The 24,386-nt window shown below is 38.1% G+C and carries 25 protein-coding genes and 1 tRNA gene; 18 read left to right on the top strand and 8 right to left on the bottom strand.

All coding sequences use genetic code 11. The features are described 5' to 3' along the window. From AC06G9_RS17575 to AC06G9_RS17495, 17 genes are all read left to right on the top strand, one after another. Positions 1 to 483, top strand: a complete 483-nt coding sequence (locus tag AC06G9_RS17575) for an urease accessory protein UreE (RefSeq protein WP_293924999.1) — start codon at positions 1 to 3, stop codon at positions 481 to 483. Further along, on the top strand, positions 467 to 1,468 hold the full coding sequence (locus AC06G9_RS17570; protein WP_480956860.1) for an ABC transporter substrate-binding protein: 1,002 nt from the start codon (positions 467 to 469) through the stop codon (positions 1,466 to 1,468). Before AC06G9_RS17575 ends, AC06G9_RS17570 begins: the two co-directional genes overlap by 17 nt. A gap of 2 nt (positions 1,469 to 1,470) precedes the next feature. Then, positions 1,471 to 2,481, top strand: a complete 1,011-nt coding sequence (locus tag AC06G9_RS17565; protein WP_045755026.1) for a FecCD family ABC transporter permease — start codon at positions 1,471 to 1,473, stop codon at positions 2,479 to 2,481. Next, positions 2,478 to 3,257, top strand: coding sequence for an ABC transporter ATP-binding protein (locus tag AC06G9_RS17560; RefSeq protein ID WP_045755025.1), 780 nt, complete (start codon positions 2,478 to 2,480; stop codon positions 3,255 to 3,257). Before AC06G9_RS17565 ends, AC06G9_RS17560 begins: the two co-directional genes overlap by 4 nt. After that, positions 3,257 to 3,841, top strand: a complete 585-nt coding sequence (locus AC06G9_RS17555; RefSeq protein WP_248755750.1) for a GNAT family N-acetyltransferase — start codon at positions 3,257 to 3,259, stop codon at positions 3,839 to 3,841. Before AC06G9_RS17560 ends, AC06G9_RS17555 begins: the two co-directional genes overlap by 1 nt. 45 nt (positions 3,842 to 3,886) lie before the next feature. Continuing rightward, positions 3,887 to 6,325 carry a TonB-dependent siderophore receptor gene (locus tag AC06G9_RS17550; protein WP_480956859.1) on the top strand — a complete coding sequence of 813 codons (2,439 nt, stop codon included), beginning with the start codon at positions 3,887 to 3,889 and terminating at the stop codon, positions 6,323 to 6,325. A gap of 113 nt (positions 6,326 to 6,438) precedes the next feature. Continuing rightward, positions 6,439 to 6,834, top strand: a complete 396-nt coding sequence (locus AC06G9_RS17545) for a hypothetical protein (RefSeq protein ID WP_293925002.1) — start codon at positions 6,439 to 6,441, stop codon at positions 6,832 to 6,834. 172 nt (positions 6,835 to 7,006) lie between these two features. Beyond that, positions 7,007 to 7,309: an urease subunit gamma gene (gene ureA, locus AC06G9_RS17540; RefSeq protein ID WP_021192450.1), complete on the top strand. Its 303-nt coding sequence runs from the start codon at positions 7,007 to 7,009 to the stop codon at positions 7,307 to 7,309. Between the two features lie 21 nt (positions 7,310 to 7,330). Then, positions 7,331 to 7,705: an urease subunit beta gene (gene ureB, locus AC06G9_RS17535; protein WP_045755022.1), complete on the top strand. Its 375-nt coding sequence runs from the start codon at positions 7,331 to 7,333 to the stop codon at positions 7,703 to 7,705. After that, complete coding sequence (ureC, locus tag AC06G9_RS17530) at positions 7,702 to 9,423, top strand: urease subunit alpha (RefSeq protein ID WP_094771386.1); 1,722 nt, start codon at positions 7,702 to 7,704, stop codon at positions 9,421 to 9,423. Before ureB ends, ureC begins: the two co-directional genes overlap by 4 nt. A 61-nt stretch (positions 9,424 to 9,484) precedes the next feature. After that, a complete protein-coding gene (locus tag AC06G9_RS17525) occupies positions 9,485 to 10,075 on the top strand; it encodes a hypothetical protein (protein WP_293925003.1) in 591 nt (196 codons plus the stop codon). A 2-nt stretch (positions 10,076 to 10,077) separates the two neighbouring features. After that, a complete protein-coding gene (locus AC06G9_RS17520) occupies positions 10,078 to 10,575 on the top strand; it encodes an urease accessory protein UreE (RefSeq protein ID WP_293925004.1) in 498 nt (165 codons plus the stop codon). A gap of 5 nt (positions 10,576 to 10,580) precedes the next feature. Beyond that, positions 10,581 to 11,270, top strand: coding sequence for an urease accessory protein UreF (locus AC06G9_RS17515; protein WP_045755018.1), 690 nt, complete (start codon positions 10,581 to 10,583; stop codon positions 11,268 to 11,270). 14 nt (positions 11,271 to 11,284) lie between these two features. Then, complete coding sequence (gene ureG / locus AC06G9_RS17510; RefSeq protein ID WP_045755017.1) at positions 11,285 to 11,923, top strand: urease accessory protein UreG; 639 nt, start codon at positions 11,285 to 11,287, stop codon at positions 11,921 to 11,923. Position 11,924: 1 nt separating this feature from the next. Next, positions 11,925 to 12,716 (top strand): urease accessory protein UreD, encoded by a 792-nt coding sequence (locus AC06G9_RS17505; protein ID WP_480956858.1) that lies wholly within the window; start codon positions 11,925 to 11,927, stop codon positions 12,714 to 12,716. A 50-nt stretch (positions 12,717 to 12,766) separates the two neighbouring features. After that, positions 12,767 to 13,663, top strand: a complete 897-nt coding sequence (locus AC06G9_RS17500) for an urea transporter (protein ID WP_480956857.1) — start codon at positions 12,767 to 12,769, stop codon at positions 13,661 to 13,663. Positions 13,664 to 13,772: 109 nt separating this feature from the next. Continuing rightward, complete coding sequence (locus tag AC06G9_RS17495) at positions 13,773 to 14,576, top strand: DUF2490 domain-containing protein (protein ID WP_480956856.1); 804 nt, start codon at positions 13,773 to 13,775, stop codon at positions 14,574 to 14,576. Here the strand turns inward: AC06G9_RS17495 and AC06G9_RS17490 are convergent. The 7 genes from AC06G9_RS17490 to rplS all read right to left on the bottom strand — a co-directional run bounded on the left by AC06G9_RS17490 (position 14,573) and on the right by rplS (position 23,314). Next, entirely contained in the window at positions 14,573 to 15,460 is an 888-nt protein-coding gene (locus AC06G9_RS17490; RefSeq protein WP_094771390.1) for a helix-turn-helix domain-containing protein, read from the bottom strand. The genes AC06G9_RS17495 and AC06G9_RS17490 overlap by 4 nt on opposite strands. Before the next feature lie 207 nt (positions 15,461 to 15,667). Continuing rightward, positions 15,668 to 16,453 (bottom strand): META domain-containing protein, encoded by a 786-nt coding sequence (locus AC06G9_RS17485; RefSeq protein ID WP_480956855.1) that lies wholly within the window; start codon positions 16,451 to 16,453, stop codon positions 15,668 to 15,670. A 131-nt stretch (positions 16,454 to 16,584) separates the two neighbouring features. Beyond that, positions 16,585 to 18,396 carry a membrane protein insertase YidC gene (yidC, locus tag AC06G9_RS17480; RefSeq protein WP_045755011.1) on the bottom strand — a complete coding sequence of 604 codons (1,812 nt, stop codon included), beginning with the start codon at positions 18,394 to 18,396 and terminating at the stop codon, positions 16,585 to 16,587. A gap of 15 nt (positions 18,397 to 18,411) precedes the next feature. Next, complete coding sequence (locus AC06G9_RS17475; RefSeq protein ID WP_045755010.1) at positions 18,412 to 20,046, bottom strand: CTP synthase; 1,635 nt, start codon at positions 20,044 to 20,046, stop codon at positions 18,412 to 18,414. Between the two features lie 163 nt (positions 20,047 to 20,209). Continuing rightward, entirely contained in the window at positions 20,210 to 21,334 is a 1,125-nt protein-coding gene (locus AC06G9_RS17470) for an acyltransferase family protein (protein WP_293925010.1), read from the bottom strand. Positions 21,335 to 21,535: 201 nt separating this feature from the next. Next, positions 21,536 to 22,630 (bottom strand): carbohydrate-binding family 9-like protein, encoded by a 1,095-nt coding sequence (locus AC06G9_RS17465; RefSeq protein WP_066852724.1) that lies wholly within the window; start codon positions 22,628 to 22,630, stop codon positions 21,536 to 21,538. Between the two features lie 336 nt (positions 22,631 to 22,966). Continuing rightward, the gene (gene rplS / locus AC06G9_RS17460) at positions 22,967 to 23,314 is read right to left on the bottom strand and encodes a 50S ribosomal protein L19 (RefSeq protein ID WP_094771394.1); all 348 of its coding nucleotides are present in this window, start codon (positions 23,312 to 23,314) and stop codon (positions 22,967 to 22,969) included. A 339-nt stretch (positions 23,315 to 23,653) separates the two neighbouring features. Between rplS and AC06G9_RS17455 the strand changes: the two genes are divergently transcribed. Continuing rightward, positions 23,654 to 23,727, top strand: a tRNA-Pro gene (locus AC06G9_RS17455). Positions 23,728 to 23,858: 131 nt separating this feature from the next. Here AC06G9_RS17455 and AC06G9_RS17450 read toward each other — a convergent pair. Beyond that, positions 23,859 to 23,990 (bottom strand): transposase, encoded by a 132-nt coding sequence (locus AC06G9_RS17450; protein WP_411028114.1) that lies wholly within the window; start codon positions 23,988 to 23,990, stop codon positions 23,859 to 23,861. Positions 23,991 to 24,386 lie beyond the last annotated feature (396 nt).

Here is a 24,386-nt window from a genome sequence, read left to right as displayed (position 1 = left end):
ATGCAAGCAGAGTCTGTATATATTGATGCTGTACTGCCACAGGGAGAGTTTGTTCAGGTTACTGAAGCGCTGCTTCAGCTGGAATGGTTTGAAGTGAATAAAAAAAGATTGACCAGGACAACAACTACTGGGCAAACTATAGTGATGGAATTAGGGAAAGGTAACGAATGGTGTTTTGGAGATGGTCTTTTCCATGACGGTAAATTGATTGCTACTATTGCGATCAAACCAACGTTGACCATTTGTTTTAATCCTGTCAATGCTGTGCAGGCAGCGGACTTTTCTTATTATTTAGGGAATAGGCATTTACCATTGTTTATGGATCCCGAAAGAGAGATGTACCGTGTTCCTTATGATGGTCGTTTATATGAACAGCTGCTTGCAAAATTTCAATCTCAGGTACAGTTGGAAGATGGGATGTTACTGTCAGAAAATCTCGTTAGGCAGTTGATAAAAAAATCAAGAAATGAAAATGAGTTATAAATTATTTTGCCTAGTAATCCTGTTATCAATAGTGACTATTGGTGGGTGTCGTCATGCTACTAAAAATGATCTATCGAAACCGATTAGTGCTACAGATAGTCGTGGAAAAGTAGTCAAGTTACCGGAGGTGGCGAAAAGGGTAGTGGTTTTATTTCCATCTTTACTTGATGAGGTGTATATGCTTCAAGCCGGTGATCAGGTTGTTGGTATTCCACAGCAGGTATATCAAATGGAAGATACTTATACCTTTTTATCAAAACTTGATCCGAGGATAGCCGCTAAAACATTGCCAACACCAACTTATGGGGGGCAGTCCAGTAATGTAGAGCGTATTATTGCTTTACAACCTGATCTGGTGATTACTTTCAATACCGATCAGGATCATATTCAACAATTAGAAGATCTTGATATCCCTGTTTTTACCTGTTCTTCTGCAGATGATAAAAGTATCATGGCTGAATTGCTTGGTATGGGAAAGCTTCTTGGAAAAGAAGAAAGAGCACAGGAAATCGTTGATTATGTTGATGCTGAACTCGATCGCATGCAGGTTCCATCGATTGAGAATGCGAAGTCCGTTTACTATGCTTGGTCAAAAGGTCGTGTGATGTCCACTTCTGGGAAAGGAAGTCTGATTGATATGGCAATCCGCCTTTCTGGGGCTGAAAATGCGTGTCTTTTACCGATGGAAGCGCCAAATATCAGTGCAGAAACGATGTATAAATGGAATCCTGATCTCATTATCTTGTGGAACTCTAAATTGTCAGATGTTTATGATCTGAAAGAGTTAGCAGATCTTCCTGCCGTGAAAAATAAACAGGTTTTCGTCATGTCACCATCGTTTCCTTTTGATCCACATACCGTTAAGTTTTTATTGTTTTCGAAACAAGTGCGTCATTGGAGCTTTCCAAGTTATTCGGAAGGTCAATTGAACACAGAAATGCAGGAAGCTTTTGAAGTCATGTACGGTAAAAAGGGTTTACTATAATCATGAAAAATATAAAAATCATCGTCCTGTTGATCCTATTTCCACTGCTGCTTTTTGTGCTGTCGCTTACCATTGGCTCTACACAACATATCGGTTTGGTCGAATTGTTCCAACGGATGTGTGTGCAATTGGGGTTGATACAAGATCAACATCTACTTGCAGATGGAAGTCTGAATACCATCTTATGGCAGGTGAGATTACCGAGAGTGCTGTTGACTTTTATGGTTGGTGCAGCTTTGGCTTCGTCAGGAGGAGTTCTACAAGCTATTTTCCGTAATCCAATTGTCGATCCGTTTACATTAGGTATTTCTTCGGGATCTGCTTTTGGAGCAGCACTCGCTATGTTGTTCCCGATTATGTCTGTTAATCTCTCCGCCTTTATTTTTGGGGTTTGTGCAGTGGGGCTGACTTATTTGGTTTCGTACTCTGGAGCAAGGACTTCCATTGTAGGGATGGTATTGGCAGGGATGGTGATTTCGGGTGTTTTCACAGCTCTTTTAACCTTACTACAGTATTTAAGTGATCCATATAAACTGCAAGCTATTGTCCAGTGGACAATGGGTAACTTACATACGGCTTCTTGGTCTAAGGTATATCACGCTATCGGACCAATTTCAGTTGGTTTATTTGTGATCGTACTCTATCGATGGAAGTTAAATCTTTTGTCTCTAGGCGATCAGGAAGCTTTAGCTATCGGTGTCAATCCTAGAGTGATCAAATTGATTTTGATCGGAGTAGCCACCATGATAACAGCATCTGCAGTAGCTGCAGTAGGGGTGATCAGTCTTTTTGGGTTGATTGTTCCACATATCAGCCGTATGATATTTGGCCCTAATAACAATATTTCGGTATGGGCTAATATCAGTATCGGTGGTAGTTTTCTACTCTTAATTGATGATTTTTCTCGTGCTGTCATGCCATTTGAGATTCCGATCGGTGTGTTTACCATGATCGTCGGAGCGCCCTTATTTATTTATTTGATGCGTCGAAACGCGATGAACTGGAACTCATGATACCTACGATTGCTACACAACAATTATCTTTCTCATATGGCAACGACGTCATATTGCGCGATGTAAATATCTCTTTTCCAAAGGGAAAATTATCGATCATACTGGGTCGAAATGGCAGTGGGAAATCGACCTTGTTTAATGTGATTGCGGGGTTGGAAAAACAATACAGCGGTCAGGTATTTATAGGTGATGTGGAACGGAAAAAGATCAAGGTCGGTAACAATGATCAGTTGCGCTTGGGTTTTCTCAATCAATTTCATCAAATGACTTTTCCTTATCAAGTGTTTGATGTGATCTTGACAGGAAGGGCTTCTTTTTCGCGGTTCTCACCAAGTCAAGAAGATCGTGAAGCGGTACATGCGATTTTAAAAAAGTTTGATCTGGAGCATTTGAAAGATAAACCGTATACCGAACTGTCTGGTGGAGAACGGCAGCTGATCTTGTTGTGCCGTGTGTTGGTGCAGCAACCTGACGTGCTGATGTTGGATGAACCTACCAATCACTTGGATCTCAACTATCAAATGGCGGTTTTACGAACAGCTAGGGAGCTTGTTAAAGAAGGTACAACAGTTTTATGCATTATGCACGATCCTAATCTAGCTTTTATGTTCGGTGATCAATTTTACCTCATGCGTGATCAAACTGTTCTTGATATTAACGGTCTGGAACGTGAAGAAGTGAAAAATTTGTTGGAAGAAACATATGAATTGCCTTTGTTGAGTTTAGAAAAACAAGGGAAATGGATTTTTGTTCCAATGCTTAATGAAAATCAATAATGAAAAATATTTCAATATATCATGTTGGATCCGAACATGTCGCGGAGGTACTACCCTATGTTCTGAATTTCAGAAGAAAACTATTTCCGATGTTGGATCCGAATCAGGTGCCTAAAGACCTAGCGGTATTTGAATATGTTTACTTACAGAACAGCGCCGGAACTTTTTTACAGGCAAGAACAGAGGATGGTAGATTAATCGGCGTGATCGGTATGCTCAATTACGATTACCGTTTTCCACACGTGGATATTGATGCGAGAAAAACGGTTGAAGTAGCCCGTTTATTTGTAGATCCTCACTATCGTAGGACTGGACTGGGGACAGCGTTGTTTCAAAGCTTACTCGTGGTAGCAAGGGAAAAACAGATCGAAAGACTTTATTTACATACCCATCCATTTTTGGAAGGTGCATATGAATTTTGGGTGCGGCAGGGTTTCCGACTGATAGAGTATTGTGATGAATCCGGATTTCCCACTATGCACATGGAGCTGATGGTGAGTGGATTGAAAGATCTTAACGCGTCGGATGAGGATTTGAAACTCGGAAGCATGCCATCAATAGAAGTTTGTAAGCTCGTGAAATAAGGACGATGTGTAGTATAAAAACAAATAATAGATAATTATCTCCCAATGAAATATAATATAATGACCTTGGCTTTTTCAATGGCTACAGGTGCTCTTTTCCCAATGGTTTTGCATGCGCAAAATAGTACTCAACTATTTGGCAAAACATATGATGAGGCAGGAGCTCTTGTCTCTGGAATAACATTGACTGTTAACGGTTCAAAGCAGGTGACAACTTCCAACGAGTCAGGGGAATTTACTTTTGGCGAAGCGATCACTTTTCCAGTCATCATCCATGCTTCTGCAATTGGTTATGTGGATCAAAAAATAACACTTTCGGCGAGTAACTGGAATGTAAAAAAAGGTCTATCTCTTGTCTTGATTAAAGATAATAAAACTTTGGATGAGGTGTTGATTACCGGGAGACGTAACAAATCATATCTCACCAATGATCTGGAATTGGGGGGTAAGTTTTCTGGGAAATTAAAGAATCTACCACAATCTGTTTCTGTTTTAAGTCGAGCGTTTATTGAAGATAAACAGGCTTTTACGACAGGTGCATTGTTTCAAGATCTGGCAGGGGTGACCGAAGCATCTTCTTATGATGACGTGGTTATCCGTGGTTTTAAAAGTGGATATGAAACCGGTGTGCGTTTGGTTAATGGTCTGCGTTCGGGATATGGTTATGGTAACAGTTACTACAATACACCATTGACATTGAACCTGGAAAGTCTCGAAGTCTTGAAAGGTCCGGGAGCTTCTTTGTTTGGTGATGTAGTACCAGGTGGTACGATTAATATGACCACAAAGAAACCTTTGGACACTTTTAAGGGGAATATCGGTTTTGCATCTGGAAGTTTTCAGACTATGCGTACAACACTGGATCTGGGAGGGCCTTTGGATAGTGCTAAGCGTATTTTATACCGTTTCAATGCGGGTTATGAGGACACGAAAACTTTTCGTGATGTCAATCGTCAAAAAAGAATTTTAGTCGCACCATCTTTTACTTTTAAACCACTAGCTGGTACACAGGTGGACGTTGATGTGGTTTATAATCAATTTAATGGTTATCTCGATCGGGGTATGGGAATTAAAGCAAATGATTTTTATGCTTTACCACGTTCATTTACATTAAGTCAACCTTCGGATTTTTATAATGCGAAGACATTTTCACTGAGCGGTAGGTTGTCCCAACAGCTTACGGAGAATTTAAGCTTTCACTTGAGCTATATGAAATCTGTGTATGAAGAAGATGTCAATGAACATCGGACCTTGAATACATTTGCTGATGCTCCTAAAAATACAATCATGAATATGCGTTTTTTTGATCGTCATGGTAAAGATTATACGGATAATGTCGTTGGTTATTTTAAATGGGATCATGATGGTGCTGTGGTAGATCATCACATCGTAGCGGGAGTTGATTTTGCGGAGTACAGAGGTGATCAGGAAAATCAGTTGCGGGAAGCTAGACAAAAGACGGTTAACGGACAGGTGGTACCTCTGACATTTGATTTGAACAATCCAACTTATACGACACATGATCTAACTTCTTACGTATGGCGAGAGCATGTAGCTTATCCATTTTTAAGTCCTTATAAAACTACAGGAAAATACATACAAGATCAGATGTCGATTGCTGATAAACTTAAAGTTATCGTAGGATTACGTCACGAGCATTATGCTTCCGAGACTATCGACGGGCAGAAGCGTTATCATGCTACACAAAATGCCTGGCTACCTAGAGCGGGATTAACGTACGAATTGAATAAGCAGATCAACTATTTTGCGAGCTATTCTCAGGGTTTCGTCCCGGTAGGTGCAAGTTTTATTCAGAATTACCAAGATTATGGTGCAGATAAACCTTTTATTCCGGAACGCAGTTTTCAATTGGAAACTGGCTTTAAAACTGGTTTTTTTAAAGATCAGTTGCAGATGGACCTTTCCTTATTCCGTATAGAACGTCAAAATATGATGATCGCAACGGGTGTGATATTAGATTCTGGATTTTCTGAATATCGTCAATCTGGAAAAGCCATTTCTGAGGGTATTGAACTGGATCTTCGTGGGCAGTTGACCAAAGAATTTCAGATTATGGCAAACTACACTTATAATCATACTGATGTGAAGGCATCATCGATCGCTTCTGAGGTTGGACAATCATTACCGGGAGCTCCTGAAAATATGGCAAGTGCTTGGTTAAAATATGTGTTTTCACAACATGCTTTGAAAGGTCTTGGTTTTGGTGCAGGGGCTTATTATGTGGATAGTCGTCGCATGGATAATAGTATCGGTAAAGATAGTGATGGTCAAGCGATGTGGGGTTACTGGCCTTCTTATACTACCGTGAATGCTGCGGTATATTACCATATCGGTGCATTGAAGATGGCTGTTAATGTCAATAATGTGTTTGATAAGTATTACTTTTTGGGTGGCTTTGATTATACACGTGCCTTTCCTGGAGCACCACGCAACGTGATGGTTTCGTTAGGTTATGCTTTTTAATAAAAAAACAGTTAAATCGTAGTTTAATACATAATATAGACTATTTTATTCAAGATTTGTGCTATTTAAAACTTGTTTTAGTTGGTACTTTTGTCTTGGTAATTAATTTAAAAATGAAAGCAATGTTTCGGAATGTATGGATACTTTTTGTGATGCTGTTCGCTTTGGCTACTGTCAATGGGAATACGCGATTGCATCTAGATGTCGATCAGTACAATCAGCTGGAGTTTTTATCAACACCTAATACTTCAATTCAGCTACCTGAAATCAGTTCCAATAGCCATCATATCGCATTATTTTCAGGTATGCTTGAAGCATGGGAGTGTAGTGATGCGCAAGAGCTCAAGGAAGTTGACCAATTGCTTTATTTTACCATCATTCCTATCTGGCTATCGGCAATGGGAGTCAGGTATGACAAAAAACAGGATTTCAGTTTCCCGACTGAACACATAGGTGTCATCCTCAATCCGAGATACATATTGTTCAAGTGTATCAAAATACCCATCTAATTTATTATCATTTTTTTCTTTTGCTAGGAGTCATGGAGGCTGATTAGGTCTTGTCATGTACTGTCTGGCGCTATCTGCACGTTTTTTTGCTCTAAACATCAAATCAGGATGTTGTGGATCAATGATATATATTTTAATTTTTACATATAAGTTAATATAAAACAGTAATTAAATGCATTTATTACCTAGAGAGACGGAGAAGCTGTTGCTTCATGTAGCTGGTGAACTCGCAAAAAAGCGTATGGCCAGAGGTGTCAAATTAAATTATCCAGAATCTATTGCGTATATCAGCAGTGAACTTATGGAGGGTGCACGTGATGGTCGAACTGTTGCAGAACTGATGCAATATGGAGCCACTTTGTTGACTCGTGAAGATGTGATGCAGGGTGTTCCTGAGATGATCCACGATATACAGATCGAGGCAACTTTTCCTGACGGAACCAAATTGGTGACCGTACATAATCCTATTCGTTAATTTAATAAGAACATTGAAAGTATGATTCCTGGAGAATATTTCATTCAAGATGGTGATATCATCTGTAATGAAGGTAGAGAAGTAACAACGTTGACAGTTGTCAATACGGGAGATAGACCGATTCAGGTGGGCTCTCATTATCATTTTTTTGAGGTCAATAAAATGATGGAATTTGATCGTTCGCTAGCGTTTGGAAAGCGATTGAATATTATCGCGAGTACTGCTGTTCGTTTCGAACCAGGGGAATCCAAAATTGTAGAATTGGTTCCTTATGCTGGTGCAAAAAGAGTATATGGTCACAACGATTTAGTGAATGGCGATACGGAAACAGAAGTAGGGAAAATGAATGCTTTGAAAAAAGCAGATGCAAATGGCTTTAAAAATAAAAAATCATGAGCTTAAAAGTTAGTAGATTAAATTATGCGGCGATATTTGGTCCAACAGGAGGAGATAAAGTTCGCTTAGGGGACACAGAAATCATCATTGAGGTCGAGAAAGATTATGCATACTATGGTGATGAGGCAAAGTTTGGGGGCGGTAAAACTATTCGTGATGGTATGTGTCAATCTTCGGTGCATACGCGTGATGAAGGTACATTGGATTTAGTGATTACAGATGCGATTATCATTGACCACTGGGGTATTGTAAAAGGTGATATCGGGATCAAAGACGGAAAAATCGTTGGTGTAGGTCGTGCTGGTAATCCGGATACGATGGATAATATCACACCAAATATGATTATTGGTGCTTCGACTGAAGTGCATGGTGGTGCTGGATATATTGTCACTCCAGGTGGTATCGATACACATATTCACTATATCAGTCCTACCCAAACAGAAACAGCTTTATACAGTGGTATTACGACTATGATCGGTGGTGGTACTGGCCCTGCTGATGGTACGAATGCGACAACGGTAACACCAGGTAAATGGAATATCCGGAAGATGATGCAAGCAGTGGAGGCTTTACCGATGAACTTTGGTTTCTTCGGTAAAGGTAATGTGGGTACAGAACAACCGATCGTCGAGCAGATCGAAGCGGGTGTACTGGGAGTGAAAATTCATGAGGATTGGGGCGCTACTCCTGCTACTATTGACCGTGCGCTTTCTGTAGCCGATAAATATGATGTGCAGGTAGCGATTCATACCGATACGTTGAATGAAGCTGGATTTTTAGAAGATACGATGGCAGCGATCAATGGTCGTGTCATCCATACTTTTCATACGGAAGGTGCTGGTGGTGGTCACGCACCGGATATCATTAAATCGGCGATGTACCCGAACGTATTGCCTGCGTCTACAAACCCGACTCGTCCGTTTACGAAAAATACGATTGACGAACATCTGGATATGTTGATGGTGTGTCACCATTTAAGTAAAGATATTCCTGAAGATGTTGCTTTTGCGGATTCTCGTATTCGTCCTGAAACGATTGCTGCGGAAGATATTCTACAAGATCGAGGTGTTTTCAGTATCATGAGTTCTGATTCTCAAGCAATGGGCCGTGTGGGTGAGGTGATTCTCAGAACATGGCAAACTGCGGATAAGATGAAGAAACAGACTGGTGCACTTCCAGAAGATGAGGGTACCGGAAATGATAATTTCAGAGTTAGACGTTATGTGGCTAAATATACGATCAATCCTGCCATTGCACATGGTATCTCTAAATACGTGGGTTCAATCGAACAGGGTAAAATAGCGGATATGGTGATCTGGCGCCCAGCTTTGTTTGGGGCTAAACCTGAAATGATCATTAAGGGCGGAATGATTATCGCTTCGAAAATGGGAGATGCTAATGCTTCTATTCCTACTCCTCAGCCCATCATTTTGCGCACGATGTATGGTGGTTATGGTAAAGCATTGACGGAGACTTGTTTCAACTTTGTTTCTAAAATTTCAATTGAAAAAGGAATTAAGGAGGAGTATGGACTAAATAAAACATTACTACCTGTGGAAAACTGTCGGAATATCTCCAAAAAAGATATGATCCACAATGATGCTACTCCAGAAATCATCGTGAATCCAGAAAACTATGAAGTGAGTGTCGATGGTGAGGTGATCAAATGTGAACCGATTGATCAGGTTGCTTTGGGACAATTGTATTTCTTGTTTTAACATGATCGCTAATTTTTATGGTGTGACACTAGGTCACACCATAAATTGTGAATAAATAATAATGAAAAATTTGAAACTATTATTAGCAAGCTGTTTAGCAATAGCATGCTTTTCGATACCATCTGCCTACGCACAAAAAGGTGGTGTTATGCTTTATGGTTCATTCAACTACCATGAAACTGAAGCAGGTCATCAGCTCAGTGCGGCACCACTGGGGATCGGTTATTTTTTTAATGATAATATGAATGTGGGGCTGAACTATGGTTTCAGTACTTCGAAAAATAAGGCATTGGATTTTACTGATCATTTTCATGAGGTCGGACCATTTTACAGCAATACTTGGCCTCTAGGTAAATATTTTAATTTAATCGGTCAGGTTGAGGCTCATTATATATGGGGAAATGAGCATGTTGTTAATGCTGGAGATGTGATGACGGACGGTAGCTATAACGGCTACTTGCTAAGAGCTTATCCTTTGGTGGGTATTAGCTTGGGTAAAGGTTGGGCATTAAAAGCAAAGGTTGCAGAGCTTTCTTATAAGAAGAAGCATAGTAAAGATGTTTCTATACCGAATGATCATGAAATTATCACTGGCATCAATGGTTCTACGGTTGGTCTTGGGATATCAAAAAATCTATTTATTAAGGGATAATAATGATTATTACAGAAATCACAAGAAATATCAAAAACGAGGTGGTCAATAAGCGTTGTGATCTGCTCATGATTGAATGGTACGAATCTACCAAACGTATTCAACGTTTGCGTACGGAGGAGGGTATGGATATCGCCTTTAAATTATTGGGAAACACTTCGCAATTGCATGATGGAGATATTCTGTACGAGGATGCTGACAAAATTGTTGTCATCGCCATCCGTGCTTGTGATGTGATCTGTATAGAAATGTTGAATTTTTTGGAGATTGCTTTTATAAGTTGTGAAATCGGAAACAAGCATTTGCCCTTATTTGTGAAGGGCAACGAATTACTGATTCCTTTTGAGCGAACGATGAAAAGCTGGCTGGATAAGCAAGGTATTTCTTATACACTTGCCTCTCGCCAATTACTGCGTCAGTTGAATGCTCATGTCGATGCAAATTATCATCGTCGGCTCAAATCTTCAACAAAGGGGATCCCTTTATTTATTAAAGCATAAAAAATATGGAAAATAAATTTCTAGGTAAGCTTCTTCATTTGTCAGATCCCACGTTACCGATTGGTGGATTTACCCATTCTAATGGATTGGAAACCTATGTGCAAAAGGAGATCGTGCATAATAAAGCTACCGCGGAGTCGTACGTGAGACACAATTTGTGGTATAACTTGAAGTATAATGATGCGGCTTTGATGCGCCTTGCTTATGATGCTACCCGCAATCTTGATATCGATCTGTTGCGGTCTTTGGATGAGGAGTGTACGGCATTGAAGAGTCCGAAGGAAATCCGTGAAGCGAGTAAGAAATTGGGTGTGCGCTTGTATAAGATTTTTTCACGATATCAGCAGCAACCGATATTGATTTCTTGGGGTGAATTGATTAAACAGAAGAAAGTGGATAGTCATTACTGTTTGGTGTATGGTATGTTGGCAGCTTTACTTGACATCCCAATCCGGGAAGCCTTGCATGGCTACTATTATAATGCCGCCATAACGATGGTGACCAATGCTGTAAAATTGGTGCCTCTTGGACAGTTGGATGGTCAGGATATTTTGTTTTATCTGCACGATGATCTGATGACTTTATGTGATGAAACGCTGGAAGTGGATCGTGATCTGATCGGTCTTTGTAATGTTGGATTTGATATCCGCTGTATGCAGCATGAACGGTTGTATACACGGGTTTACATTTCTTAATTAAATATGAACAAATGGAAAATAGAAAATATGTTAAGATAGGTGTGGGTGGTCCAGTTGGATCTGGAAAAACAGCACTGTTGGAGTGTTTATGTAAACGTTTGAAACATGAATTGAATCTAGCGGTTATTACCAATGATATCTATACGAAGGAGGATGCCGAATACATGGCTAAAAACAGCACGTTGTCTCCTGATCGTATTATTGGAGTAGAGACGGGTGGTTGTCCGCATACAGCTATCCGTGAGGATGCGAGCATGAATCTGGAGGCTGTGGAAGAACTTGCTGAGCGCTTTCCAGATCTTGAATTGATCTTGATCGAGAGTGGCGGTGATAATTTGACCTCAACTTATAGTCCTGATCTTGCGGATATCACCATTTTTGTGATCGATGTGGGTGAGGGAGAAAAGATGCCCCGTAAAGGTGGACCGGCGATTACCCGTTCAGATTTATTGCTGATCAATAAAATGGATTTGGCTCCTTATGTTGGTGCTAGTCTGGAGGTGATGGAGCATGATGCTCGTAAGATGCGAAAGGGGGCTCCCTTTTTATTTTCGAATTTGAAAACAGGAACGGGATTGGATGAAATCATTGGATGGATCAAAAAATATGCATTGTTGCATGATGTAGCTGAACCTAATTTATTGCGTTAATATGATCTGTTCTTTAAATATCAACGTCGCCCATCGTGAAGGAAAGTCTTATCTCAAGGATGCTTATGTCACACAACCTTTTCGTATCGTTCCGGTAGGACAATACAAGAGGGATAAAGGGGCATACTTGATGATTATGAGCTCATCACCGGGGTTACTGGATGGTGATGATCATCGGATCCAAATTACGATAGATCCTGGTGCTAAATTGCAATTGCAGACTCAAGCGTATCAGCGTCTTTTTCATATGAAAGGTAAATCGGTACAAAAAACAGAAGTGACGCTCGGCGAAGGTGCGGTGTTTTCTTTTGTTCCACACCCTATTGTTCCTCAAAATTCTTCTCATTTTCTCAGCCATAATATTATCCACATGCAAAAGAACTGTCACCTCATCTTGAGTGATATCGTGACTTGTGGACGGAAACTGTCGGGAGAGGTTTTTGAGTATAATCATTTTCAGAACCTGACCCAATGTTATGTAGATGGCGGACTGATATTGAAAGATAATGTGCTGCTGCAACCCGACAAAATGCCGATACAGGATATCGGGATATTGGAAGGTTTTACCCATCAGGGAACATTTATTTATCTCAATACGGCAGGGAAAGCTGTTGGGGACTGGATCGAAAAATTCCATCAGCAGTATGAGCATCTTACGGATATCGAATTTGGAATCAGTGCGCTACAGCAGGATGGGTTTATGATCCGAATATTGGGTTATGGTGCCGAGCAGTTGTTTACTATTTTTCAGGAGATCCAGCAGGAACTGTGGGATGCTGAACTCCTTATTTAATTATTTTAATGGGGCTATATTTTAGTCTTATCTTATCAATTTATCTCAAAATGAGGGATCAAGTTTTAGCTTATATAAAAGCTTTTTTTAGAGGTTTCGGACAGATCATGTTGCAGGCTAATGCTTGGACAGGCATATTATTTATCGGTGCTATTTTATATGACTCGACTTTGATGGGTACGGCTGGTATATTGGCCAATATTGTCGGATTCGCAACAGCGAAAATCTTAAAATACGATGAAGAGCATATCAATAATGGATTATTTGGTTTTAATGCTTCTCTATTTGGTGTCGCTCTGGTTTTCTACTTTGAGGCCAATATCTGGATCTGGATGACATTGATTGTTGGTTCCATGTTGACCACTCTGATGATGGGTTTTGCGCTCAAAAGAAATTTACCTGCTTTTACATTTCCTTTTATAGCAGTAACGTGGATTTCACTCTATATCTTGAGTATTCCACAGCTTGCTATGCCTACCGTATCACAACACTTTGTGGATATCCAAGAAATGGATGATTTCTTGATCGAGGGACATGCTTTCGGGCAAGTGATCTTTCAAGGAAGCCTGATTGCGGGATTGATCTTTTTCCTTGGGGTATTTATGAGCAATCCGATGGCTGCACTTTATGCTTTCGCAGCGGTGATCATCAGCATTTACCTATCTCATTATGGTCATGAATCGGAAACGATGATCAGCAACGGAACGTTTAGCTTTAATGCTGTACTCTGTGGTATTGCTTTAAGCGGTACTCGTGTACGGGATGGATTATATGTCCTTATTGCTGTCGTGATTGCTACTTATTGTGATCATGTGCTCGTGCACTATGGCTGGACAACACTGACTTTTCCTTTTGTAGTGGCTATGTGGGCTATGGAACCTGTTAAACGTCTGGATAAATGGATTGTGGGGCGGTTTGAAGAAACGTTTAAAAGCAGATTATCATAAAAATAACAAATGCTAGCTACTATATAAGCTGATCAATGGTGGAGTCGCCATTGGTCAGTTTGTACGGGTATAAAACAGGTCAATGTTCATAAAATAAAACTATTTATCGATGAAAAAAACGCTTTATAAAATATTATCCTTACTCTTCCTTGTTATCAGTCCATTTTTATTACTTCATGCTCAGATTAGTCCTCCTGGATTGGGAAAAGCAAAAACGGCCTCCTGGTCTGCCATTGGTCTTAAAACGCAACTGGATAGTACCGGTACGAAAGAAGCTTTGACTTACCTCGGCCTAGGAACCAAAAGTACACCTGATGATTCCAATCCTTTTCATAAACAAGCTATTTTTGTCCTCAATCATGAGGTCTATCACAAATTTGCTAAGAACCAGCAATATAGTTATGCGTTGAGCTATCGTCGTCAGAATGTATATGATGCAGATGCTCCTTATCATGGTGAAGGAGTCGAGCAGGAGTTTCGCTTGTATGGCCGCTATGCTTATACGTTCAGATTCGGTGAGCGCTGGAAATGGAAAAATACAGTTAGACAGGAATTTCGTAAATTCTTTACTGCGGATTTTAAGAAAGCAGAGGAGAATTTTCAATTGCGAACTAGACTTAAAACACAGGTGAATCTGAAGCTTTCGGATAAGAATAAACAGGAACTTGCGTTTAGTGCTGAGGGCTTGTTTGCGGTAAGTAAAATGTATGAGCCGAAAGATGAATGGTCAAAATTTGCTTATAAGGAATCGCGTTTGGCTTTATATTACATGACGGATATCCCGAATACTCCTTTGCACCTGGATGTAGGGTATATGAATGATTTAATCAAAGGCTATCGTCAAGCAGACTTTGGTGTTCATTATCTCGCTGTTGATCTGATCTGGAACCTTCCTTATAAAAAGAAACACTAATCGGATAGAAATTTATGTTTTCGATAATCACTGGGTGAATAACCGGTGACTTTCTTGAATAAACGGGTAAAGTAGGAGGGTGATTTATATTTCATTTCAAATGCAATGCCTGCAATATCCCTGGTAGCATCCTGTAGTAATATCTGGCTATGTAGGATACTGATTTCATTGATCCATTGTTTAGGAGGTTTATTGGTTGCTTCTTTCACACATTTGTTAAGGTAGTTTTCCGATATGTGCAATAAGTTGGCATAAAATAAAACATTCTTATGATCGGTGTGAAATTTCTGTACGAATTCTCTAAATCGAAATGCAATATCCAATTGTCTACTCATCGGTGCTTTTACTTCATAATCGGTTTTAATTATTTTTAACAAGACACATTGTAGCATCGATACACAGATTTCCATGACCTTTCCTTCGGTAAAAAGTTCTTCCTCTAAGAGTTCAAGCATTTTTTGGATCCATACAGAAACATGTTCTGAAAGAGGAGTAAAGGGATGTGAATTAAAAAATCGGATATCATTGATACCTAATTCAATATCTGTCACGATTTCATTTTCATAAACGATAAAAAAACCTTCGGCGTCATCAGAGATCGCTAACGTAGCGGTAATATTTCCTTGTTTTACATTAATCACCTGATTTTCTGCTAATGTATAGGATCCTGACTCGAGATGTTGTGTCAAGGTTCCTTTGGTTACAAAAATTAAAAAATTGAAGGTGGTACGGTATGGGATAACGGGCATGAGAATACTCCGTAGGTAATTTTCGATACGGTAGACTTGTATTTTGCTTTCATTGAAGAGATTATGCTCGGTTACATCAGGCAAAAAAAGCTTTTTGTATTCGTAATTGTTGATAATCTTAATCGACGATTTCATAGTGCTATTTCTGTAAAAAACCTTTTCATATCATGTTCATGAAAGAGATGGTGTATGTACAAATATACGATTTAGCGACCTAATTTACAGTGTAATCGTATCGATAAAATTTGTTTTAGTTTGAAGTGCTACGATATAATGGAGATAAAAAAAGCTCCAAATACTTGGAGCTTTTTTCTGTTTATTGTTTTTATTTGAGTTGATATTTTATTTTTTTTGAAAACGCATCATCGCAATATCCCCCATGATCAAAGTCAATGTAGTTCCATTGACATCGAATGAAGTTATTTTGCCTAGTGTGCTGAAATAAACGCTTTCTCCAGAGCCCTCACATGCCATTTTAGTCGATGCTAATGGACCAAAACTAATGTGATTATTTTCGGTTTTAAATGTACCATTGTAATTATTGCAGCTACTATTTCCTGATACTTTCTTTGTACTTAGATCAAATGTGATCGTAGGTTTTTCATTTGGATATAAACCCTGGAATGCAATACGTGGTCCAGAGATATAATCCAGTTCCCAAGTCCCAGCTAATGCTTGTTCGCCTTTTTCAGGTTTGATAAGTGTAAATTTAGCTAAGGTCTTAATACCTTTATTCAGACTCAATATTTCTCCAGCAATGGTGTAGCTATCTACAGCAATAATAGCTTTGGATAAGGATTGTTCGATATCAAATTCCGGACAAGCCATCATGGTAGAGATACCTTGTTCGAATTTAATTTTATTTTTTCCTACGCTATTTACTACTCCACCTAGCGTATTACAACCTGCATTGGCAGCATATCTGTTATCTTCAAATTGTAAGTAGGGAACGCGACCATTTACTTTTGCGGGTACTGTCTTGCCATCTACTTCGATTAATTGCCACTTGTTTCCTTTTAGCTGTATCACCTCTGCTGATGTTTCTTTATTCGTATTATTCTTGTAAATGGAACAACTGCTTAATCCCACGATCAACGTCGCCATGATTAAAATCTGATTGAATTTCATCTTTTATCTTTTTTGATATGTTTGTTTAACAATAGTTAGAACGTTTGGTTTGAACTTATGCTACATTTCATACGAAAAAAGAGGAAACCTATTCAGGTTTCCTCTTTCAATCAGCGATATAAAGTTCGCTATTATTTTTTATTTTGTTGTGCTTGACGCATCGCTTCTTCCATTCTTGATTGGAATGACGATTTTTTTTGCACTTTAGGATTCTTTTTATTGTCTTCTAATTTAGCTAAAATCTTATCATCATTAACCATTGAACGGATGATCAATTGTGTTAAGAAAGTAAGGATCGCACTCAAGAAGTAGTAATAGTTTAAACCTGCAGGGAAACTATTCAAAACGAAGAAGAAAATTAACGGCATAATATAACCGATATATTTCATCTGTCCTGTAGCACCTGAAGTTGCATTGTTATACCAAGTCGTCAATAGTGTAGTTAAGGTCATCAATACACACATTAAAGATACGTGATTCACGCCAAAAATTGGTGAGAATGAGAATAAGGTATCGTATGTCGACATGTCTTTCATAAACAGGAAGCTTTCTCCTCTCAGTTCGAATAAATTCGGGAAGAAGTAGAAAAAGGCAATTGTAAACGGCATCTGTAATACCAATGGAAGACAACCTCCTAATGGATTTACACCAGCTGTTTTATACAATTTCATTTGCTCCTGCTGTAGTAATACGGCATTGTCTTCACCGACCTTAGCTTTGATTTCATCCAATTGTGGTTTCAACACACGCATCTTTGCCATGGATAGGTAAGATTTGTATGTCAATGGTGATAAGACCAGTTTTAACAATAATGTCAGTACTAGGATCACGATACCATAGCTCAGGTGGAAATTGTCCAAGAAATCAAATACAGGTACAGTAATGAATTGGTTGATCCAGCGCATCGGTCCCCATCCCATATTGATGATCTTGTGAAAATCATGTCCCTCTGCTTTCAATGTTTTATATTGATTAGGGCCGAAAAAGAAATTTAACGAATAACTATTATCTTTTTGGGTTGCATAATCAAGGCGTGCTGTTGCGCTATAAAGTTTAACAACGTCGGCTTCGATTGTCGTTTTTACATTTACATCTGCTGTAGAGAAGCCTGTTTTGCTGGAAAGGATGTTGGAGAAATAGTGTTGCTTGAATGCAATCCATTCTACTTTTTCTTTAAGCTCTTTTTCTTCGTCTTTTGCTTCTGATAAATGATCTACATTACCTGCTTCTTTAAAATAGATGGTAGATTTTTGACGTTCAGAATCGATATTTTGTTCTTTCTGTAACAAAATTGTCTCCCAATCTAAAGCAATCGTTTTTTGATCGATCTTGTTTTGAATACCTTTTGTGTTGATATCAAGACCTAGGTTGTAACCATTACCTTTTATCGTATATATATATTCAATATACTGATCAGCTCCATAAGCCAATTGTAATTTAATCGATTTTGAATCTTCACCTGAAACTTTTACATCAGCATCTTCTGATGTGAAAAATAAATCATTGGTATTGATGTTCTCACCAGCGACATTGAATTTTAATCCAAATCTATTGTGGTCACCTTCGAATAATACTAATGGCTTGCCATTAAAATTTGTTTCACCTTTGAGTTGTACAGATTTTACACGACCACCTTTCGAACTTATTTTGGCGATGATTTTATCATTTTCTACGGTAATGATTTTTTCAGTTCCAACTTTTGTTGCTCCAAAAGGAAGTTTCAATGCTGCAGAATCAAGAGGTTTGGCCGCTTGTGCTGCTAGTTGTTGTGTATTCGCTTTTGTCGAGTCTGCCAAAGGCGCTAAACCTTTTTTAACGCGTGCTAACGAATCTTGTAGAACTTGTTCTTTCTTTATTTCTACTTCGGACGGTTTCATCAAATAAAATGAACCGGCTATGATTCCGAACATCAGAAGTAAACCAATAAGGGTATTTCTATCCATTTTTTTAAATTAAACTTACTTAATTGTTTCCTGCTTTTGTATCTTATTTTTCTTATTTGACAAAGCAGCGGCTACAAAGCTAACAAAAAGTGGGTGAGGATTTGCAACAGTTGACTTTAATTCTGGATGAAATTGTCCTGCCACGAAAAAAGGATGGTTTTTCAGCTCTACAATCTCCACTAAACCTGAAGTTGGATTGATACCTGAAGTAATCATACCTGCTGCCTCATATTGCTCCAAATAGTCATTATTGAATTCATAACGGTGACGGTGGCGCTCTGAAATTCTTGTTTTGCCATAAATGGCATATGCTTTTGTTCCTTTTTTGATATCACAGTCATAAGCACCCAAGCGCATGGTACCGCCCATGTTGGTGATATTTTTTTGATCTTCCATCAAATTGATTACTGGATGTGGTGTATCTGGATTCATTTCTGTGCTATTTGCATCTTTTAAACCCAATACATTACGACCAAATTCAATAACTGAACATTGCATACCTAGACATATACCGAAGAAAGGAATATTGTTTTCACGAATATATTTGATAGCCGCTAATTTTCCTTCTAATCCACGTTCTCCAAAACCTGGAGCAACGAGTACACCATCCATTTCTTTTAATTTATCCTGAACATTCTCATCATTCACACTTTCTGCTGCAATGTATTTTAATTTTACTTTACATTCATTGGATGCACCTGCGTGAATAAAACTTTCAACGATAGATTTGTATGCGTCTGGTAACTCCACATATTTACCCACCAAACCGATGTTTACTTCATTTGTCGGATTTTTTAATTTACCTAAGAAAGCCTTCCAGCTATCTAAATCAGGTTCATTTTTGTTCGAAAGTTTCAATTTAGCAAGAACGGTCTTGTCCAATTGCTCTTTCAACATATTTAAAGGAACGTCATAAATAGTTGGTGCATCAATAGATTCAACGACAGCATTGATGTTGACATTGCAAAACAAAGCTAATTTTTTGCGAATCTCTTGTGTCAATTTATGTTCTGTACGACACACTAAAATATCGGGTTGGATACCGTATTCTAATAATGTTTTAACGGAGTGTTGTGTTGGTTTTGTTTTTAACTCACCGGCTGCAGCTAAGTAGGGTACTAATGTTAAGTGTATAACAACAGAATCATGTGTGCCCAATTCCCATCTCAACTGACGAACAGCCTCGATGAATGGTAAAGATTCGATATCCCCTACAGTACCACCTAATTCTGTAATAACAATATCGTAATTTCCTGTTTCACCCAATAAACGCATGCGGTTTTTGATCTCATCTGTAATATGGGGAACAACTTGTACTGTTTTTCCTAAATATTCACCTGCACGTTCTTTTTGGATTACAGATTGATAAATACGTCCTGTAGTCACGTTATTGGCTTGTGAGGTAGGGACATTTAAGAAGCGTTCGTAATAACCTAAATCAAGATCTGTTTCAGCACCATCTTCCGTTACGTAACACTCACCATGTTCATATGGATTTAATGTTCCTGGATCAATGTTAATGTAAGGGTCAAATTTTTGAATCGTAACCTTGTAGCCACGTGCTTGGAGAAGTTTAGCAAGAGAGGATGCAATAATACCCTTCCCTAACGACGAAGTAACGCCGCCCGTAACAAAAATATATTTAGTCATATCAATAATGGATTTCAAAATATAAGGCCTAAAATGGCCTAAATATCTGCTTTATGTACGGGATACAAAGATAAGAATATTTGTGGAAGACAACGTTTTTTTTGTCTTTAATTTTTAAAAATTACTTTTTCTTATCATGCCACTGTTGGATTTATACTTTCTTCTAGTTTAATTTTGATCTGAATTTCATGAAAAAGTCCTCGAAATATTTTTTCGATAGATGTGCTGTAAGAAAGGTTCCTGTTATCACCAAAACATAGAAAATTAGGAAGCTGAGTTGTGAATCGAGTGCCAATAGGTACTTTTTTCCTAAGTGAATAACGGCAAATATCACGATCATATGATACATGTAGATCCCATAGGATATTTTCCCACCATAATCTAGAAATCGACTGCTAAATAAAGATGTTGTGTTTAATTTTACTCCAATATATAGGATAAGGTGAAGAAAGAGGGCATTAAGAATGATATAAGAAAAGACCCAATGCTCAAAAATATCGTATCCAATTAATGCCGTACAGGTATTTCTGAAAAAGAAATATACAAAAAGCAAGGCAAATAAAAGATAATTGACCAGGGCATACTTTTGATACCATGCTTGCAAGTTTAGGGTCGTACGGTATAAGAAATAAGCCCCAAGAGCCCCTATTGCCATAGATTCGAAGGCAAAAGTTTTAATGAGGTGTATGATTAATGGGTCGGTAATGATGTTGTTGAAACAAAGAACCAATAATAGGATCTTGATTAGAAATACGCTTATAATTAAAGCGAGCTTATTATTGATCCATTTAAATAAGGGAGCCCATATCATATAAAACCATTCTTCAACACCGATGGACCATAGAGGTTCCAATAGGTGCGAACCATATTTAAAGGTAACGAGACTGGGTAAAAATAGAATAAACAACAACCAAACTTGTCCTAGGGTATAGGGGAATGCATAGTTGATATGTAAGAACTGAAATAGAAAGGGAAAGATAACGATGCCTATGACAACCAATAAAAAATATAAGGGCCAAATGCGGATCACTCTTTTGAGGTAGAAATTTTTAATAGATATCGTGTTTTTATGATCTTTTTCTTTTAGCAACAAATAACTGATCAAGAAACCACTCAATACGAAGAAAAATTTGACAGCTGTGGTTCCATTTTGAAAAAAACTGAAATGTTCATAGCTAATGAAATCATTTTTTGCACGAATCACTTCTCCATGGTGAAAGATGACAAGCAGTGCTGCAAAAAAACGGAACGCATTTAGATTTGGAAAAAAAGATATATTCTTATACATTGTTGCCGTAAAAATAGTAATATTAGTTTATTTTCAGGTGTTATTTTTGTTCTTACAAATGGGCCTAACAGCCTTTTAAACACGATGTATTTGAGCCGATACGAGTATTCGGCTCAAACTAATAAGGTATGAACAGCATATTTTTTAGGATTGGGACACCCTTGAACCGTTGAAGGTACACTTTCGTATTTCTAAAGTATACTAGTAAAGATCAAAATTACCTCGGCTATCTAAGGATACCTGAATTTTTTTTGAATGTTTGTCCATAATTTTCATACTATAGCTCTGCTTATCTTTATTTATATCCAAAGTGACTTGAAAATCTTTTAAAGCAGGTAATAGGTATTGATTATACAGCGAAAGTGTAGTCAATTGATCACTATAGCGACGATTTTCTTTTTTAAACAATTGTTGTAAATAATGGATATTCCAAGCTAATTTGGTGACAGCGTAACTATCTGGAAGTGCTGGTTCTTGCTCTTGAGATTGTTCTACAAATTGTAGATATCCCCATCTCTCAGGATAGTGCATATTAATTAAACCGATGGGTGACCATACCCAATTGTCTTCTGGAAGGATTTTATTGTTTTCTTTTTTTCGACTATAACGGTTATTGTTGATGTCATGTTGCCACTGCACGCGCGAAAAGTTGCATAACCAATAATCATCTTTTTTTGGCATCGGAGAGTTTCCGAAGGCGTAGAGTGACTGATGTGGAATGGCAAATTCAACGGACCAGAAAGAATCGATATCGTGTGGATTGTTGAGCGAGCCATGGATATGTACGGCTGATTTTAGGTTTTTTACGTCCCAGTGTGTGATGGCTTGTCCGCCGAAGCGATAAGGTTTTGGTAGCATCAGATCAAAGATCGTATTTAGGGGATTGACTTCTATTTCATAATATTCCGCCTGTTGAAGGTTTGGTTTTAAAAATATTTCAAAGTCATTGTTGAGATAAATAATCTCGTCGTGCTGATCAATATCTCCCCAGATATGTGGCTCATATAATTTTGCATACACATATAGATAAGTGGAGTCCCAAAGCATTTTTACTTCGGTTTTATAGGAAGGTTTTTTAAAGTCACCGCCTTGTATATCTTCAAAATTGTTGATGGTCTTTGCTTTTGTCCAACTTTTTTCATCGTCTTTACCATCAATTGTTAGAGATTCGGTCGTTTTGAGGACTGCATAAGTTTTCGGAATAGATTGTAACGCTAAAAAATCTTGAATAGCGTTTTGAGCATAACTGTTATAAAAACAGCATAAGAATAGGAGACTGAAAATAGATTTGTTCATAATATACTTTTCTGCCCATAAGATAAACTAAAAAGATTTAGCATGAAAATGATTTTTGACATGTAAAGAAAATGTTGCTCATATTTAATGAGCTGCGGTAGTTTAGAGCTTGAATTGATTGGGGTTGAGACAGCGGGTTATACCATCCAAAAAAATAGGTAGACCAGTGGTCGAATGATACCTGATCATGTTTTTTAACCAAAAATGTCTTAGATTGAGTTGAAATAGGAGAAGCTAGAACCTCAGGTGTTACGATGTAAAAGTAGGAAGGGAAGAAAATAAAAAAAGGCATTTGAATTAATTCCAATGCCTTTTTTTATACTTGCGTAGTCGTGATTAGATTCTTTTAGATTTAATACGAGCAGCTTTACCAGTAAGACCACGTAAATAAAATAATTTAGCGCGACGTACTTTACCGTAGCTGTTTACTACAATTTTTTCAATGTTTGGCGAATTTATAGGGAAGATACGTTCCACACCAATGCCATTTGAAATTTTGCGTACAGTGAAAGTTGAATTAACACCTTCGCTGTTCAATTGGATAACCACACCTTGGTAAATTTGGATACGCTCTTTATTTCCCTCGCGAATTTTATAATGAACGCTTATGGTGTCTCCTGCTTTAAATGCGGGAACTTCATTTTTGATTACCGCTTGTTCTTCTACAAATTTTACTAAATCCATGATTTTGAGTAATTAAATACGATTATTAGCCTGTAAAAATCGGAATGCAATATTACAGCTTTTTTTTACTTTAAGAAATACTTTTTTCAAAAAGATGTAAGCTGCCTTAGTTTGTTGCAAAGATAGAAAAACCCTTTTAATATTTAGACCCCTAGGCTTGGATATATGATAAAAAGTTTTGCACATCCTGATTTTGATCTTTCCACATTTTATTAAATGTGGATATGATATTTTATTTCTCAATAAATCAGCTCTTTAATGAGGGAAGTGAAAAATAGTGTTGATACATTGAAAAATCGCTGTATATTTGCATCACAATAAAAAAAGGTGATACCTTTTCGGGGTGTAGCGTAGCCCGGTATCGCGCCTCGTTTGGGACGAGGAGGTCGTAGGTTCGAATCCTGCCACCCCGACAAAAGCCACTGATTATCAGTGGCTTTTTCTTTTTTAGACATTTTTCGGACAAACTTAATTGTTTTGGGGCAGTTTCAAAAGCTGTTGACCAAGCAAATAATCTAGTAATTCTGAACATCAATACTTCATGTCACCCCCTTCTATAAATAGGCTTCTTGAGATTTTTTATTCTTGCATGGAAAGATTCAACAGATGCATGTCCGATTTTGTTGTCGAAGTAGTTCCGTATGTTCTTGTGGTGTAATGGTATTGTGCTTGCCAAAGCGTTAAGGATTTAAAGCCTGCCTTTTCTACTTTTTTGATCCATCGTGATAATCGGATAAATCTGTGCTTCTTGTCCGTGGTTGTGCTGAATATCCAGGAAAGCTCCTGAGAATGCCTATATGTTTTTTTTAATATTTAGATGATCGTTCCAGCAGCATCGTTACCCTTTTTCCGCTGTTATACTGTCCACCCCTAAGAGCAATGATTATCCCCCCCCAGCTTTCTGATAAAAAAGTATCAATACCAACACTTTCTCCTATTTCTGTTAAAATATGAGCATGAGTTGGTAAAATTCGATGGAAATACTGTCTGTCCAAACACTAATTTTGGTCTATCAGAGTACAACTAATCAATTTAAGAAATACTATAATCGGCCTGATAGATTGGTATTTAT

It is taken from the genome of Sphingobacterium sp. MAE (assembly GCF_056711605.1).
This window is presented reverse-complemented; position numbering and strand designations above follow the sequence as displayed.